This is a genomic window from Caldibacillus debilis DSM 16016 (assembly GCF_000383875.1).
GTDB classification, from domain to species: Bacteria; Bacillota; Bacilli; order Bacillales; family Caldibacillaceae; genus Caldibacillus; species Caldibacillus debilis.
The window spans coordinates 1-16,462 of record NZ_KB912914.1 but is presented as its reverse complement, the minus strand read 5'-3'; the positions used below and the strand labels follow the sequence as shown (position 1 = coordinate 16,462).

12 protein-coding genes are annotated in these 16,462 nt (G+C 53.0%); 10 read left to right on the top strand and 2 right to left on the bottom strand.

What is annotated here, in order from left to right; all coding sequences use genetic code 11:
- Nucleotides 1–104: 104 nt before the first annotated feature.
- The 3 genes from miaB to cotE all read left to right on the top strand — a co-directional run bounded on the left by miaB (nt 105) and on the right by cotE (nt 2,987).
- Nucleotides 105–1,658, top strand: a complete 1,554-nt coding sequence (miaB, locus tag A3EQ_RS0115990; RefSeq protein WP_020156161.1) for a tRNA (N6-isopentenyl adenosine(37)-C2)-methylthiotransferase MiaB — start codon at nt 105–107, stop codon at nt 1,656–1,658.
- Entirely contained in the window at nt 1,659–2,090 is a 432-nt protein-coding gene (locus A3EQ_RS0115985; protein ID WP_020156160.1) for a RicAFT regulatory complex protein RicA family protein, read from the top strand.
- A 357-nt stretch (nt 2,091–2,447) separates the two neighbouring features.
- A complete protein-coding gene (gene cotE / locus A3EQ_RS0115975; protein ID WP_020156158.1) occupies nt 2,448–2,987 on the top strand; it encodes an outer spore coat protein CotE in 540 nt (179 codons plus the stop codon).
- 523 nt (nt 2,988–3,510) lie between these two features.
- Here cotE and A3EQ_RS22735 read toward each other — a convergent pair.
- Nucleotides 3,511–3,687, bottom strand: coding sequence for a hypothetical protein (locus A3EQ_RS22735; RefSeq protein WP_020156155.1), 177 nt, complete (start codon nt 3,685–3,687; stop codon nt 3,511–3,513).
- A gap of 177 nt (nt 3,688–3,864) precedes the next feature.
- On the opposite strand from A3EQ_RS22735, the gene mutS reads away from it, so the two are divergent.
- The 7 genes from mutS to A3EQ_RS0115910 all read left to right on the top strand — a co-directional run bounded on the left by mutS (nt 3,865) and on the right by A3EQ_RS0115910 (nt 14,415).
- A complete protein-coding gene (mutS, locus tag A3EQ_RS0115955) occupies nt 3,865–6,522 on the top strand; it encodes a DNA mismatch repair protein MutS (protein ID WP_020156154.1) in 2,658 nt (885 codons plus the stop codon).
- A 31-nt stretch (nt 6,523–6,553) separates the two neighbouring features.
- Complete coding sequence (gene mutL / locus A3EQ_RS0115950; RefSeq protein ID WP_020156153.1) at nt 6,554–8,584, top strand: DNA mismatch repair endonuclease MutL; 2,031 nt, start codon at nt 6,554–6,556, stop codon at nt 8,582–8,584.
- Nucleotides 8,585–8,768: 184 nt separating this feature from the next.
- The gene (miaA, locus tag A3EQ_RS0115945; protein WP_020156152.1) at nt 8,769–9,716 is read left to right on the top strand and encodes a tRNA (adenosine(37)-N6)-dimethylallyltransferase MiaA; all 948 of its coding nucleotides are present in this window, start codon (nt 8,769–8,771) and stop codon (nt 9,714–9,716) included.
- A gap of 31 nt (nt 9,717–9,747) precedes the next feature.
- Nucleotides 9,748–9,972: an RNA chaperone Hfq gene (gene hfq, locus A3EQ_RS0115940; protein WP_020156151.1), complete on the top strand. Its 225-nt coding sequence runs from the start codon at nt 9,748–9,750 to the stop codon at nt 9,970–9,972.
- A 375-nt stretch (nt 9,973–10,347) separates the two neighbouring features.
- Entirely contained in the window at nt 10,348–11,289 is a 942-nt protein-coding gene (gene spoVK, locus A3EQ_RS0115925; RefSeq protein WP_020156149.1) for a stage V sporulation protein K, read from the top strand.
- Nucleotides 11,290–11,806: 517 nt separating this feature from the next.
- Entirely contained in the window at nt 11,807–13,057 is a 1,251-nt protein-coding gene (gene hflX / locus A3EQ_RS0115915; RefSeq protein WP_026500019.1) for a GTPase HflX, read from the top strand.
- A gap of 68 nt (nt 13,058–13,125) precedes the next feature.
- Nucleotides 13,126–14,415, top strand: a complete 1,290-nt coding sequence (locus tag A3EQ_RS0115910) for a methionine gamma-lyase family protein (RefSeq protein WP_020156146.1) — start codon at nt 13,126–13,128, stop codon at nt 14,413–14,415.
- Between the two features lie 307 nt (nt 14,416–14,722).
- On the opposite strand, the gene A3EQ_RS0115900 is transcribed toward A3EQ_RS0115910, so the two are convergent.
- Nucleotides 14,723–16,024 carry a tetratricopeptide repeat protein gene (locus A3EQ_RS0115900; protein WP_081626254.1) on the bottom strand — a complete coding sequence of 434 codons (1,302 nt, stop codon included), beginning with the start codon at nt 16,022–16,024 and terminating at the stop codon, nt 14,723–14,725.
- Between the last annotated feature and the right edge of the window lie 438 nt (nt 16,025–16,462).

Here is a 16,462-nt window from a genome sequence, read left to right as displayed (position 1 = left end):
TTTGCAAAAATGGGGTACAATCATGTTATGAAACGGATAAAAGAAATAAAATAAGGTCTAAACCTGGTCACTTGCACATTTTCAAGCGATGAAAGGAGATCGGTATGAACGAGCAACAACGCGCGTCCGGCAAAATCACGACGGAAGCATCTCCGGCGGACAAAAAATCCGCAACGGGAGAAAAAGATTACAGCAAATATTTCCAAAGGGTTTACATTGCCCCTTCTTTAAAGGACGCCAAAAGGCGGGGAAAAGAGGCGGTCCGATACTTGAAGGATTTTTCCATTCCCGACCATTTGCGGGGAATGGGCGACGGAAGAAAGTTTTATATCCGCACGTACGGCTGCCAGATGAACGAACATGATACGGAAGTGATGGCGGGCATCTTTATGGAATTGGGCTATCAGCCGACGGAGGAGCCGGAGGACGCCGACGTCATCCTCCTGAACACCTGCGCCATCCGGGAAAACGCCGAAAACCGGGTGTTCGGCGAACTCGGCCATTTGAAATCGCTGAAGCGGGAAAAACCGGATCTTTTGCTCGGGGTTTGCGGCTGCATGGCCCAGGAAGAATCCGTCGTGAACAAAATCCTGGAAAAGCACCAGCATGTGGACATGATCTTCGGCACCCACAACATCCACCGGCTTCCCCATATCTTGTACGAAGCCTACATGTCGAAGGAAATGGTCGTGGAAGTCTGGTCGAAGGAAGGGGACATCATCGAAAACCTGCCGAAGGCGAGGAAGGGGAACATCAAGGCCTGGGTGAACATCATGTACGGGTGCGACAAATTCTGCACCTATTGCATCGTCCCCTATACCCGCGGGAAGGAAAGAAGCCGGCGTCCGGAGGACATCATCCGGGAAGTCCGGGAGCTCGCGGCCCAAGGGTATAAGGAGATCACCCTCCTCGGGCAAAACGTCAACGCCTACGGCAAAGATTTTACCGATATTCAATACCGTTTCGGGGATTTGATGGACGATTTGCGGAAGATCGACATCCCCCGCATCCGTTTCACCACCAGCCATCCCCGGGATTTCGACGATCATTTGATCGAGGTGCTGGCGAAGCGGGGAAATCTGGTCGAACATATCCACCTGCCGGTGCAATCCGGTTCCAACCAAATTTTGAAGATCATGGCCCGCAAATATACCCGGGAGCAATATTTGGAGCTCGTCCGCAAGATCCGGGCGGCGATCCCCGATGTTTCCTTGACGACGGACATCATCGTCGGCTTCCCGAACGAAACGGACGAACAGTTTGAAGAAACCCTGTCCCTTTACCGGGAAGTGGAATTCGATTCCGCTTACACCTTCATTTATTCCCCACGGGAAGGCACGCCCGCCGCGAGGATGAAAGACAACGTCCCGATGGAAGTGAAGAAGGAGCGGCTTGAGCGGCTGAATAAGCTGGTCAGCGAAATCTCCGCGAAAAAGATGAAAGAATACGAAGGAAAAGTCGTGGAAGTTCTGGTCGAAGGGGAATCGAAGACCAATCCGGACGTGCTCTCCGGTTACACGCGGAAGAATAAACTGGTGCATTTCAAAGGACCCAAATCGGCGATCGGCCAGCTGGTGAAAGTGAAGATCACCGAGGCCAAGACGTGGACGTTAAGCGGGGAAATGGTCGAGGAAAACGTACCGGTCGAGGTGAAATGAATGGGGAAATATACGAAGGATGACATCGTGCAAAAGGCGAAGGAATTGGCGGAAATGATCGCCCAAACCGAAGAGGTGGATTTCTTCAAGCGGGCGGAAGCGAAAATCCACGAAAATCAAAAGGTCCGGGAAAAGATCGCCAGCATCAAAAGCCTGCAAAAACAGGCGGTGAATTTCCAGCATTACGGAAAGACGGAAGCCTTGAAGCAGGTGGAGGCGAAAATCGAAGCCCTGGAAAAGGAAATTGACGAAATCCCGATCGTCCAGGAATTTAAAGAATCCCAATACGAAGTCAACGAGCTTTTGCAAATGGTCTCCACGACGATCGCCAACACGGTGACCGATTTGATCATCGAATCCACCGGCGGAGACAAATTGCAGGGGAAAACCGGGGCCCATTTGAAATACGAGGCCAAGGGCGGCTGCCATTGACGGCGCAGGAGATGAAGGAGGCCGCGCCTGCAGGCGGCTTCCGCCGCCCGCCCTTCCGGAGGCGGAAGGAAGCGGGGCCGCCCCGCCCCGTGCTGCGTCCGGACATATTCAATGGCGCAAGCGGTGTTTTTGGTGCCTGTTTGCGGAGGATCCGGGCGCATCTGGAGCCGTCCCGCCTCTTTTTCCAAGGATGTTAAAAGACTTGGCGGAGCTTTCGCTCCCGCCTTTTTCTTTTTTGAGAGCATTTTCAAGGCACGGCGGATCTTCGTTCGTGCTTTTTCCATGGTTCTTTATCACAAACGGCGTGACGGGCGCATAGGATGAAGTGATAAAAATCTTGAGGAGGTTTGCGCTCGCATGACGAAACATAGAGAGATCATAACAAAAGCTGTTGTCGCCAAAGGCAGGAAATACACCCAGTCCAACCATGCCATCCGTCCCGTACACGCGCCGTCATCCATTTTAGGCTGCTGGATCATCAACCACTCATACGAGGCCAAAAAATCCGGAAAATCGGTAGAAATCCATGGATCCTATGACATTAACATATGGTATTCCTATAATGATAATACGAAAACGGAAGTGGCATCGGAGAAAGTGTCCTACAAGGACGTCATCAAGCTGAAATACAGGGATGAAAATGCGATCGCCGACAAGGAAGTCATCGCCCGTGTTTTGCAGCAGCCCAACTGCCAGGAAGCTGCCATTTCGAACAAAGGGAACAAGATCTTGGTGACGGTGGAAAGGGAGTTTCTTGTCGAATTGATCGGGGAAACGAAGGTCCACGTCCAATTGGGCGATAAGGAAGATGAGGACGACGATTGGGACTTGGACGTCGACGATGAAGAACTGGAAGAAATCGATCCGGATTTTTTGGCCAATGAGGAAGAAGAATAGGCATCAATGGCTCTGCCTTGCATCCGGCAGGGCTTTTTTCCGGCAAAATACGGATCGTAGGGTTTGAAGGTTCGGAAAAGCCTTTCCGGAGAATTTTCCGGACGGCGGGAACGGCCCGGGCAGGGGCTTTACGGAGCTGCCGTTTTTAGACGGCTCATCGCGGGGCCGGTATCCGGGCGATGGCGGCCTTTTTTCCGCCGCGGACGCGGGTGTTTCACGGCAACCCATGCCAAAACGTATATTTTTACAGCAGACGCAAAAAGGGACGTATTGTGCGGCCGGGCGGGATTTCCCGGGAGTTCGCTTTCTCCGCAGGACGGCAAGCCCGGGGAGAAAGGGCGAAAGTCCGGGACGGCCGGAGCGGGACGGACGATTTCCTCTTTCCCGCAAGCGAAGAGGAAGAACTGATTTCCTCCGCCCCGCCTAAGGAAAAACACCGAAAAAAGCCGGGAGAAGCGTCAATGAATCGACGAATCCTTTCTTTCAAGGGATTCTGACTATTCGTCAGCTATGGCTTGCCAAATTAATCGACGATCCCCTTTTCTTTCAAGGCTTCGTAAGCGGATTTTTCATTTTCCTCTTTGATTTGATATTCCAAAGTCCCGTCCACGATTTTCGCGCAGCGGCCGCCGAAAGGCTTCAAGGATTCCTTGATTTCCTTTATATCCGCCGCTTTTTTCAAAGGATACTGCACCTTCATGCCTGGTCACCTCCCGCTACCACTATAACAAACGGGCCGGCTTTGTCAATAAGGCGGGCGCCGCTCCCATTTGGAAACTTCCCCGTTTGTGCCCTCATCCCGCAGGCCGAACCTCATCAAAGTTTTTCGCCTATGCTATAATAAAAAAGAAAAACCGTTCGAAAAGGTGTTGTTTGCATGAAGCAATATACCCCGATGATCCAGCAGTATTTGCAAATCAAGGCAGATTATCCGGATGCCTTTTTATTTTTCCGGCTGGGCGATTTTTATGAAATGTTTTTCGACGACGCGATCAAAGCGTCGCGGGAACTGGAGATCACCCTGACGTCCCGGGACGGCGGCGCGGAGGAAAAAGTGCCGATGTGCGGCGTCCCATACCATTCGGCCCAAACCTATATCGAAAGGTTGATTGAAAAAGGATATAAAGTGGCCATCTGCGAACAGATGGAAGATCCGAAGCAGGCGAAGGGGGTCGTGAAAAGGGAAGTCATCCAGCTCATCACCCCGGGGACGATGATCGAAGGGAAGGGGATCCGGGACAAGGAAAACAATTTTCTCGCCACGATGACGCCTTTTCCCGACGGCACCATCGGTTTCGCCTATGCGGATCTGTCGACCGGGGAAAGCAAGGTCACCTTATTCGATTCGGCGGAGGATTGCTTCAACGAAATCTCCACCATCCGCGCCAAGGAAATCGTATTATCCGAGGATTTCCCCGAAGATTGGGAGAAGCGGCTGAAGGATTTCGGCGTCCAAACCATCTCCCGCGAGGAAGACACCTCCCCTTCGCCTTCCTTCGAAAAGATCCTGCGTCCCGTCAGCGGGGAAAAATTGCAGCGGACCCTTTGCCGGCTTCTCCATTATATTTTCCGGACGCAGAAAAGGAATCTGGAACATCTGCAGCCCGCGGAATTTTACCAGATCCGCCAATACATGAAGATCGATCATTTTTCGAAACGGAATCTGGAATTGACGGAAACGGTCCGCACCAAGGACAAAAAGGGCTCCCTCCTATGGTTTTTGGACGAAACGATGACGGCGATGGGGGGAAGGCTTTTAAAACAATGGATCGACCGGCCGCTGTTGTCGAAAAAGGAAATCGAACGGCGGCATCAGATGGTCGGCGCCTTGAAGGACGCCTATCTGGAAAGGGAAGAGCTGAGGGAATCGCTAAAGAAGGTCTATGACATCGAACGGCTGTCGGGGAAAATATCCTTCGGGAACGCCAATGCCCGGGATCTTCTCCAACTGAAACAAACCCTCAGGGAGATTCCGGCGATCAAGGAGATCCTGCTGCGGATTCCCGACGAAGCGGTCCATGGCTTGGCCGAAACCTTGGATCCCTGCCCGGAAATCGCCGAATTGATCGAAAAGGCCATCCGGGATGACCCGCCCCTTTCCGTCAAGGAGGGGAACATCATCCGCGACGGTTACAATGAAACATTGGACAAATACCGGAGCGCCATGCGGGATGGAAAAACATGGATCGCCCGACTGGAGAAGGAAGAGCGGGAAAAGACCGGAATCAAATCGCTGAAGGTCGGCTACAACCGGGTTTTCGGCTATTATATCGAGGTCACGAAGGCGAATCTCCATCTGATCGACGACCGTTACATACGGAAGCAAACCCTTGCCAACGCGGAACGGTTCATTACCCCCGAATTGAAGGAAATGGAGTCTTTGATCCTGGAAGCGGAGGAAAAGAGTGTCGAACTGGAATATGAGCTGTTTATCGGAATCCGCGACCGGGTGAAAAAGGAGATTCCCCGGTTGCAGAAACTGGCCAAGCGGATCAGCGAGATCGACTGCCTGCAATGCTTCGCCAGCGTCAGCGACAAGAACCGCTTCGTCCGGCCGATTTTCTCCGACGACCGGAGGCTGGAGATCAAAGAAGGGCGGCACCCGGTGGTGGAAAAGGTGATGGAACGCGCCACCTACGTGCCCAACGACTGCTACATGGATGAAAACCGGGAAATTTTGCTGATCACCGGCCCGAATATGTCGGGAAAAAGCACCTATATGCGGCAGATCGCCCTGACCGCCATCATGGCCCAGATCGGCTGCTTCGTCCCGGCCAGCCGGGCGGTGCTGCCGATCTTCGACCAAGTTTTCACCCGCATCGGGGCGAGCGACGATCTCGTGCACGGGCAGAGCACCTTCATGGTGGAAATGCTGGAGGCGCAGTACGCGATCGCCCACGCGACGAAGGACAGCCTCATCCTGTTCGACGAAATCGGGCGCGGCACCTCCACCTATGACGGAATGGCCCTCGCCCAGGCGATCATCGAGTACGTCCACCATAAAATCGGGGCGAAAACCTTGTTTTCCACCCATTACCATGAATTGACCGTCCTGGAGGAACGGCTGCCGAAGCTGAAGAACGTCCACGTGGCGGCCGTCGAGCAGAACGGCAGCGTCGTCTTCCTCCATAAAATCCGCGAAGGGGCTTCCGATGAAAGTTACGGCATCCACGTGGCCAAATTGGCCAAGCTCCCCGATGAGCTCATCGAACGGGCGGAAGAAATTTTGCGGAGCCTGGAAGGGAAGGAAGAAAGGACGGAAGGGGAGGAGACGGGCGCAGAGAAGCGAAAGGGCGGCCCCGCCCCCGCTTCCCCGGTCGCCGCTTACGCCCATGATTCCGGCGGACCGGAAGACGGGGAGGAAGCCGACGGCTTTCAACTGTCCTTTTTCGGTGAAGAAGAAATGCCCAAGAATTCTTTAACCCTCAAGGAAAAAAAGGTGCTTCAGCAATTAAGATCCCTGAACGTGCTGGAAATGACCCCGATGGACGCGATGAATGCCCTGTACGAACTGCAAAAAAGATTGAAAAAATAACGGCCATCCTTCAGCGGAGGAGGAACTGCGAATGGGAAAGATCATTCAATTGGGGGATTCGATCGCTGACAAAATCGCCGCAGGGGAAGTGGTGGAACGGCCGGCCTCCGTCGTGAAAGAGCTGGTGGAAAATGCCATTGACGCCAACAGCACCGTCATCGAGGTGGAAGTGGAAGAAGCGGGGTTGGCAAAGATCCGTGTCATCGACAACGGGGAAGGGATGGATGAGGAGGACGTGGTCATGGCCTTTGAACGGCATGCCACGAGCAAGATCAAGGACGAGGCGGATCTTTTCCGCATCCGGACCCTCGGTTTCAGGGGGGAAGCCTTGCCGAGCATCGCCTCCGTTTCCCGCATGGAGGTGGTGACGGGCACCGGGGAAGGGCCGGGGTCCCGCCTCGTCCTGGAAGGCGGAAAGAAGGTCCTGCTCGAGCGGGCTTCCAGCCGCAAAGGAACGGATATCACCGTTTCCGATCTGTTCTTTAACACCCCCGCCCGCCTGAAGTACGTCAAAACGATCCACACGGAGCTGGCCCACATCACTGATTTGATGAACCGGCTGGCCCTGTCCCGGCCCCATATTGCCATGAAGCTTTCCCACAACGGGAAGGTGCTTTTGCAAACGAACGGAAACGGCGATCCCCGGCAGGTGCTTGCCGCCATATACGGCGTGGCCAACGCGCGGAAGATGATTCCGGTGCGGGGGGAACATCTGGACTTCCGCCTGGAAGGCTATCTTTCCCTGCCGGAACTCACCCGCTCGTCCCGGAATTCCATTTCCATTTTTGTCAACGGAAGATATGTCAAAAATTACGGGATTTCCAACGCCGTGATCCAAGGGTACCATACCCTGCTTCCCGTCGGCCGCTTCCCGGTCGCCTACCTCCATTTGTCGATGGATCCGGAGCTGTTGGATGTCAACGTCCATCCGGCGAAACTGGAAATCCGCGTGAGCAAGGAAAGGGAACTGTACGAATTCATCGAAAGGAGCATCCGTTCGGCTTTTCAGGATAAAAATTTGATCCCCCGGCCGGCCGAACAAGTCAAATCCAAGCCTCGGCCTTCCCGGCAGCTCCAATTTCAGCTGGACCATGCCGGAAAGGGGAGCGGGGAACGTCCGGGACCGCTGACGAAGGAAGAACGGGAAGCGGTCAAAAGATGGATGGAAGACTTAAAGAAGGATATGGAAAGGGAAGATCCCTTAATCCGGGAAGACTACCCCGAAAAAGGCGGAGAAGTCCCCCGGTTTTCCGGAGAAGAGGCGGGGGCCGTGCCGCCGGAGGGCGGTCTTTTCCCCGAAACGGGCTTCCATCCTCCGGAAACGGATGGCCATCCTCCGGAAATTTCCCGCGGCCCCGCGGACGTCGACGAAGCCGTGAAGAAGGAAACGGGCCTTTCCTTCCTCCGGGAAGAGGAGGCGGCCGGGTCTCCGGCTAAGGAACCGGATGGGGCGGATGGGGGCGAGGAGCCGGCGGAAGGGCGTTTTCCGCCCCTTTATCCGATCGGGCAAATGCACGGCACCTATCTTTTGGCCGAAAATGAAAACGGCCTGTACATCATCGACCAGCACGCCGCCCAGGAAAGGATCAAATATGAATACTATTATGAAAAACTCGGGCATCCCCCCGATGAATGGCAGGAACTCCTCATCCCGATCACGCTGGAATTTTCCAACCAGGAAGCGGTAAAAATCGAGGAGAATTTGCCGGAATTGAAAAAGATCGGCTTAAATCTCGAACCTTTCGGAACGAACACGTACATCATCCGCAGCCATCCCGCCTGGTTCCCGAAAGGCAGCGAAAAAGAACTGATCGAAGACATGATCGACCAGGTGCTTTCGATGAAAAAGATCGATTACCGCCGCCTCCGGGAAGAAGCGGCCATCACGATGAGCTGCAAGCGCTCCATCAAGGCGAACCACCGGCTTCGCAAAGAAGAGATCCAAAGGCTGCTGGACGATTTGCGGCAAACGAAAAATCCCTTTACCTGCCCCCATGGCAGGCCGGTCATCGTCCATTTCTCGACCCGTGAGCTGGAGAAAATGTTCAAACGGATCATGTAGCCGGGCGGCTCTGTTGCCGGGCAAACATGTGGAAAAGGATGAGGGCCAACCCTCTTGAGGCCTTCCCGGTATACGGAGGAAAGAGATGGGAAATACTAAATGGATACTTAACTTATTTTCCGAAATATGGTAAACTGAAAAATAATCTGTCTTCCTGAACTTCTTCTTGAAAGCGGGGAAGAGATTGGGCAACAAGGAAAAACTGGCAGTCATCGTCGGTCCGACCGCCGTCGGCAAAACGAAGATAAGCGTTGATGTGGCCAAAAAACTCCGGGGGGAAATCATCAGCGGCGATTCGATGCAAATCTACCGGGGCATGGACATCGGCACGGCCAAGATCAAGAAGGAAGAGATGCAGGGAATCCCCCACCATCTCATCGATATTAAAGACCCCGAAGAATCTTTTTCCGTGGCCGAATTCCAGCGGATCGTCCGGGAAAAAATCAGCGAGATCTCCCGAAGGGGACGTTTGCCGATGATCGTGGGCGGCACCGGCCTCTATATTCAATCGGTGCTCTATGATTACCGGTTCACCGGAAAAGGGAACACCGGCCGGCTCCGCAAGGAGCTGCAGGAACGGCTCCGGCGGGAGGGAACGGAAAAGCTTTACCGGGAACTGTCGGGCATTGACCCCGATTCAGCGATAAAAATCCATCCAAATGACGGGAGGCGGATCATCCGGGCGCTGGAGATCTATTACAGTACGGGCGTGACTATGACGGAACATTTGCGGAAACAAAGGAATGAATTGCGCTACGATGCGGCCATCGTCGGGTTGACGATGGACCGGGAACGCCTTTACAGGCTGATCGATGAACGGGTGGACAGGATGATCGAAGCAGGGCTGCTGGAAGAAGCCAGGCGCTTCTACGATCGGGGCCTGCGCGGCTGCCAGTCCATCCAGGCCATCGGCTACAAAGAACTGTACGCCTATTTTGACGGTACATTGTCCCTTGCGGAAGCGATCGCACTTTTGAAAAAAAATACCCGGAATTACGCCAAGAGGCAATATACCTGGTTCAAAAACAAAATGGACGTTCAATGGTTCGATGTGGAAGCATATCCCTACGGCGTCTTAATCGAAAAAATAACCGAGCATATAGCAGGAAAGCTGAAGATTTCAGCGAAATAAAATAAATAGAGAAAATGAAGGAGGACATAAAATGAAGCAAATCAATATTCAGGACCAATACCTAAATCAGCTGCGCAAGGACAATGTACCCGTGACGGTTTTTTTGCTGAACGGTTTCCAAATCCGCGGGACGGTCAAAGCTTTCGACAACTTTACCGTGCTTTTGGAATCGGACGGCAAACAGCAATTGGTGTATAAACACGCCATTTCCACCTTTGCGCCGATTCGGAACATCCCGATCGAATTTGAACAATGAGAAAAAACGATCCTTACATAATCGATGATCGAGGGCTGAAAACGGAGAGGTTTTCAGCCCTTTTTTGCCGTTCGCTAATCGAACGCGTCCTTCGCCTGCCGGCGCTCCATGCGGCCGGCTTTTTTCCGGCGCGGAATGCGGCAAAGCCCGGACAACGGGCATGACTTCGGCCGTTTATGAATAAATATAGTTACACCCTGGGTCTTTTTGCCTTGAGCGGCCGATTATTTCTCGGGAAAGCGCAATTTTTGACAAGCTTTCCGCCTTTGTCAAAAAATCGGGGAATTTGTTCGGCCGCAAGTTTCAGATGGGCGTTTGTCACCTTTTTTTGCACCCGGACGTACACTGGGATAGGAAGAAAGCCGAGGTGAACGTATGGAACAGCCATTCCGCATGAAAAGCAACGGACAAATTAACATCGTGCTCCATTCCAAAAACAAACCGGAACCGAAGGCTGCCCGCCAAAAGGAAATGGCGAAGGACTCGAAGGAACTGGAATTCCTCAAGGAAATCGATGAGGAATTGAATCATCTGGTGGGCCTGGAAGAAGTGAAAAAGGTCATTAAAGAGATTTACGCCTGGATCATCGTGAACAAAAAGCGGGAAAAACTGGGTTTAAAGACCGGGAACCAGGTTTTGCATATGATGTTTAAAGGAAATCCCGGGACGGGAAAAACGACGGTGGCGAGGTTCCTGGGAAAACTTTTTCATAAGGTGGAGGTTTTGTCGAAAGGCCATTTGATCGAAGCGGAGCGGGCGGATTTGGTCGGCGAATATATCGGGCATACCGCCCAAAAAACGAGGGATTTGATCAAAAAGGCGAACGGGGGGATTTTGTTCATCGACGAAGCCTATTCCTTGGCGAGGGGGGGAGAAAAGGACTTCGGAAAGGAAGCCATCGATACCCTCGTGAAACATATGGAGGACAAATCCCATGAATTCGTCCTGATTTTGGCCGGATATTCCAAGGAAATGGATTATTTTTTGTCCCTGAACCCGGGGCTGGAATCCCGGTTCCCGATCATTTTGGAATTCCCAGATTATACCGTCGACCAGCTGATCGAGATCGGAAAAATCATTCTGCAGGAAAGGGAGTACGTCCTTACCCCGGACGCGGAAAGAAGGCTGAGGGATCATCTCGTCCGGGTCAAATCCCGGCTGCAAAACGGCCGCTTTTCCAACGGAAGGTATATTCGCAATATCATCGAAAAATCGATCCGTGTCCAGGCGATGCGGCTCGTCCTCCATAACGATTTCAACCGAAAGGAATTGATGACGATCCGAAGCCGCGATCTGGTCTTTCCCGACGAGGATTGACGGGGAGGGGAAACCTTCGCATCCGCCGAAAATCCCGGAAGGTGCGGGAGTCCGAAATTTCCGGATGGCCTTTCGGGGAGAAGCCGCAGAAGCGTACCGGCGGACAATCCGGCCGCTCGCTCTTTTTTGCAAGGGCGGCTCTTTTCATGGCCAATCCGCCATCGGTGTCGGCTGGCCAATTCGCCATCGGTCGTCGCGGGGAGCCGGGTCCGGAGGAAGTTCCGCCCGCTTCCCTTTTAAGGGGGGAATGAGCGGCCGTTGGTCCGATCGGGGAAATCCCCGGCATTTCCTTTGTTCCAGGAGAACAAGACGGACCCTTTGCGACTCGAAGCGATCCATCATCGCCTGCATCGCCATGTTCCCGGAGGAAACCCGGGTTTTTCTGCTTTCGGCGGCGAGGATTCCCTTGCAAAAAGACCCCATTTGTTTTTTCGGACGGGGACAAGTTATAATGGGTATTGATCCTAGAAGCGGAAGGCATTCCTTCTGCAAATTTCATGCGGAAAACGGGGGTACTATGGAAAAGGCGATCCTTGTCGGATGTCAATTGCCGAATACCGATGATTCCAGATTCAGCTATTCCATGGAAGAATTGCGTTCCTTGGCGGATACGGCCCAATTTCGGACGGCCGCGGTCCTTTCCCAAAAACGGGAAAAAATCGACGGGAATACCTATCTCGGCAAGGGGAAATTGGAGGAGCTGAAAGCCCTGATCGGCGAACTCGGTGCGGATCTGGTCATTTTCAACGACGAATTGTCGCCGGTGCAGGTCAGGAATTTGTCAGAGTTGCTGGATGCCGAGATCCTCGACCGGACCCAGTTGATCCTGCAAATTTTCGCCAAGCGGGCCAGATCCCGGGAAGGGAAATTGCAGGTGGAATTGGCCAGGCTGGAATACATGCTCCCGAGGCTGACCGGCCGGGGGAACGAGCTTTCCCGCCTCGGCGGCGGAATCGGCACGCGCGGTCCGGGGGAAACGAAGCTGGAAGCGGACCGCCGCCATATCCAAAAGCGGATATATGAAACGAAAAGGCAGCTGGATGCGGTCATCAAACACCGGGAGCGGTACCGGGAGCGGCGGAAAAAAAACGGGATGTTCCGGGTGGCCCTGGTCGGCTATACCAACGCGGGGAAATCGACGATTTTCAACCGGCTGACCGATGCGGACGCCCTGGCGGAAGACCGGCTGTTCGCCACCTTGGATCCGTTGACCCGGAAGATGGCGCTGCCGAGCGGATATCGGGTTCTCCTCAGCGACACCGTCGGCTTCATCGAAAAATTGCCCACCGCGCTGATCGCCGCCTTCCGTTCCACGCTGGAGGAGGCGTTGGAAGCGGACCTTCTGCTCCATGTCGTCGACGGTTCCAATCCCGACCATGAACAGCAGGAAAAGACGGTGCAAAAAATTTTGGCGGAATTGGGGGCCGGCCATATTCCCCAATTGACGGTCTATAATAAGGCGGATCGGATCGACGGACCGTTTTTCCCGAGCGTCAGCGGGGATTATTTGCTGATCTCGGCCTTCGAACCGGAAGACATCCGCCGCTTGAGAAAAAAGATGGAGGAAATGGCGGTCCGGGAGATGGAAAGATATCAAATCCTGCTTCCTTTCCCGGAAGGCAAACTTTATTCCCGTCTGAAGGAAGAAACGGTTCTCGAGCATTTTTCCGTGATGAAAGACGGGGAATGCTACCAGGCAAGCGGCTATATTTTGCCCGGGCATCCGTTAAAAAAGGAAATCGAAAGGTTTTCCAAAATCCGCGCTTAGGCGGGGAGGAGCCCGGTCTTTTCCGGCAGCCGATGACAAAAATGAAGGCAAGAAGGAGATTACGGAAGATGGAAAAAGCAACTGCGATGCTGGACTTGAAACACGCTTCTGTATTGGGACCTCTGGTGGAAGAAGTGGAAAAGCAAATCGAACCGGTCCATAAAGCGATCGAACGGACCGCCGAATACAATCAATACCGGGTTTTGCAAAGTTTCCGCAGGCACCGGGTCAGCGAATCCCATTTCATCCCGTCGACCGGTTACGGTTATGACGATTACGGCCGGGAGACGCTGGAGGCCGTCTACGCCGACTGTTTCGGCGCCGAGAGCGCCCTCGTCCGCCCGCAGATCATGTCCGGCACCCACGCCATCACCCTTTCCTTGTTCGGCGTCCTCCGTCCGGGAGACGAGCTGTTGTACATCACGGGGAAACCATACGATACCTTGGAGAAGGTGATCGGCGCCTCCGGCGATGGGACAGGCTCCTTGAGGGATTTCGGGATCGGGTTTCGCTATGTGCCCCTGGCGGATAACGGGTTTCCCGATTATCCCCGCATCCGGGAGGCGATCTCCGAAAGGACGAAGGTGATCGGCATCCAGCGTTCCAGGGGATATGCGGACCGGCCGTCCTTCACCATCGCGGAAATCCGGGAAATGATCCGCTTTGTCAAGGAAATCAAGGAGGACTGCATCGTATTCGTCGACAATTGCTACGGGGAATTTGTGGAAGAGAAGGAACCTTGCCATGTCGGCGCGGATCTCATCGCCGGTTCCCTCATCAAAAACCCCGGGGGCGGCATCGTAAAAACCGGCGGCTATATTGCGGGAAAAAAGGAATTGGTGGAAAAATGCGCCAATCGCCTGGCGAGTCCCGGGATCGGGAGGGAAGGAGGAGCCACCCTGTACAGCCTGCTGGAAATGTACCAGGGGTTTTTCCTTGCGCCCCATGCCGTCAGCCAGGCTTTGAAAGGAGCGGTTTTCACGGCGGCGGTTCTCGAAAAGCTGGGAATGAAGACGAACCCGGCCTGGAACGAGAAACGGACGGACATCATCCAATCCATCCAATTTTCCGATCCGAAGCGGATGGTTTCTTTCTGCCAGGCGATCCAGAGCGCCTCTCCCGTGAATGCCCACGTTCTGCCCGAGCCGAGCGAAATGCCCGGCTATTCGGATGAAGTGATCATGGCGGCGGGGACGTTCATTCAAGGGGCGAGCCTGGAATTGACCGCCGACGGGCCGATCCGGCAGCCATACATCGTGTACATGCAAGGCGGCCTGACCTATGAACATGTGAAATTGGCCGTCTGCGCGGCCCTGGATCGATTGCTGGAACAAGGTTTGGCGAGCCCGGCGCGCTGAAACGCATCTTTTCTCCGGCATCCGGGAGGGATTTCAAAAAAGCCATGCGCCAAAGGGGCCCCGGTGAATGGGGCGGTCCCCACGCGGGTGCGATCCCGGTGAAAGGGGCCGCCGGTTTCCGCCGCCTTTCATCCCCCGGATTGGCGGAGCCTGTCCGGACGGAGGAGGAATGGCGGGGCTTTCCCGGGGGACTGACGTATGCCGAAAGGGATTCCTTGCGCGCCGTGAAGTTTGAACGGCTTTCCCCCGCGAAAGGGGTCCCGGACAGGAAGGATCCCGGACCGGCGGAAGCTCCCGGTTCCGGGATCTAATGGGGAATGGCGAAAGCGAAAAAGGACAGGGGAACGGTAAACCCGATTTTTTTCCACAGGGTTTTTTTGTCCCTTTCGTGAATGCAGATGATTTTTTGATAATACCGGATCGCCGTTTTGTATTTTCTGTTTTCGTAAAAATACTTGCTCAAGAGATGATAGGCTTCGACGGCCAAGTCCCATCGGCCGTCTTTTTCCGCCTTTTGCGCCAGCTTGTCCAATTTGTCGAGGTATTCGCCGATTTTGTCCGGATTCATCTTGACGTACAGATAGAAAAACTCCTCATCATCCGGGTCCACTTGCTGATACCAATGGGCGAACTTTTCTTTGTCGTCGATTTCGGCAAACATGTCGAGGATCGACCAAAGGGAATTTCTCGGAAATTGGTTCGCTTTCCGATGCAATTCGATGGATTTTGCGAGCATCTCCTCGGCCGTTTCATACATTTTCAGCGATTTATAGGTGATTCCCAAGTTGTGGTATACCCTGGATTTGGTATCTTCGAACTTGAAGGTTTCCGCCAATTCCAGCGCCTTTTTCCCGTAATTCAACGCCGTTTCATAGTCTTCTTCCGTCCAGTAAATGGCAAGCAGGATGTTGTATGTCTCGGTCACAAACTTCCATTGGTGGTTTTGAAAAAAGATTTTCAACCCTTTTTCCGCCTGCTTGACGGCCAAAATCCGCTTCCGCAGATGAAACAGGATGATGAGCAGGTGAAATTGGATGGTGGCGTAGACGGAGGGCGGCAGATTGTATTTTAAAAAGATTTGGATGTAGTGGTAGCATTTCTCGAAATCGCCCTGGCGAAAAGAGATCTGTTCCATCAGGTAGGCGTAGCATTGATGGACGTAGCTCGGGTATTCCAGTTCATCCCCGTTGACCAACAGATTTAATTTTTCCAGTTCCTCCTCGTAAGGGAGATTTTTTTTGACCAGCATGCAGGTGTGCAGGATGTTGTATTCCAACTCCTGCTCGAGATGGGGAATGAATCCCTTTTCCCGGACTTTCTTCAATCGGGTCTCCGCTTCCGCCGTCTTGTCGGTAATGAGGAAAAACAGGACTTCTTTTAACGGCTGGTCGATCTGCGGATCCTTTTTATCGTAGGCGAGCAAATATTTTTCCGGGACCTTGTATTTTTTCGCCAGCAATTGCAGGATTTCATCGGAAGGCTGGAAACGGCCGTTTTCGATGTTGCTGAGATGGGTGGAGGAGACGATGCCCTGGGCCGCCTGTTCCAGGGATAATGAATTTTTTTTACGCAAATACAATAATCTTTTGCCGATGTGCAATAGAATCACCTGTTCCGCTTAAATTAAATGAATGTTTGCCGAAATATTATTGAATTTATGAAAAAATCTTTCAGATACGTCAAGATTCGTTATAATAAAAAATGAAATATCATTCCAATGAACTAATCCTTCAACCTCCTAGTTCGCACCAATGATATTTCAATCATTACCCTCTGTTGATTGGCCTGCTGCTCCCTGGTGACAGCAGGCGCTTTTTTTCCCCGGAAACGGAATTTTCAACACCATTATTGCACAAAAAACCTCAATTTTCCACTTTTTCCTGAGTTTTACATGAAATAAAATTTTTTCTTAAATTGCAATAATAAATGCAACAACTCACAGTAATCCAAAATATGGTTATGATCAAGCGATGTTTCGTAACTCTTCATGAAACGCATCGTTTGGTGAACGATATTCCAGGATCTTCCTGGGGAGGGTGTTACACCA

Bases quoted from the DNA above. Each gene is read 5' to 3' on its own strand.
- miaB (WP_020156161.1), top strand. From the start codon at position 105: ATGAACGAGCAACAACGCGCGTCCGGCAAAATCACGACGGAAGCATCT.
- A3EQ_RS0115985 (WP_020156160.1), top strand. From the start codon at position 1,659: ATGGGGAAATATACGAAGGATGACATCGTGCAAAAGGCGAAGGAATTG.
- cotE (WP_020156158.1), top strand. From the start codon at position 2,448: ATGACGAAACATAGAGAGATCATAACAAAAGCTGTTGTCGCCAAAGGC.
- A3EQ_RS22735 (WP_020156155.1), bottom strand. From the start codon at position 3,687: ATGAAGGTGCAGTATCCTTTGAAAAAAGCGGCGGATATAAAGGAAATC.
- mutS (WP_020156154.1), top strand. From the start codon at position 3,865: ATGAAGCAATATACCCCGATGATCCAGCAGTATTTGCAAATCAAGGCA.
- mutL (WP_020156153.1), top strand. From the start codon at position 6,554: ATGGGAAAGATCATTCAATTGGGGGATTCGATCGCTGACAAAATCGCC.
- hfq (WP_020156151.1), top strand. From the start codon at position 9,748: ATGAAGCAAATCAATATTCAGGACCAATACCTAAATCAGCTGCGCAAG.
- spoVK (WP_020156149.1), top strand. From the start codon at position 10,348: ATGGAACAGCCATTCCGCATGAAAAGCAACGGACAAATTAACATCGTG.
- hflX (WP_026500019.1), top strand. From the start codon at position 11,807: ATGGAAAAGGCGATCCTTGTCGGATGTCAATTGCCGAATACCGATGAT.
- A3EQ_RS0115910 (WP_020156146.1), top strand. From the start codon at position 13,126: ATGGAAAAAGCAACTGCGATGCTGGACTTGAAACACGCTTCTGTATTG.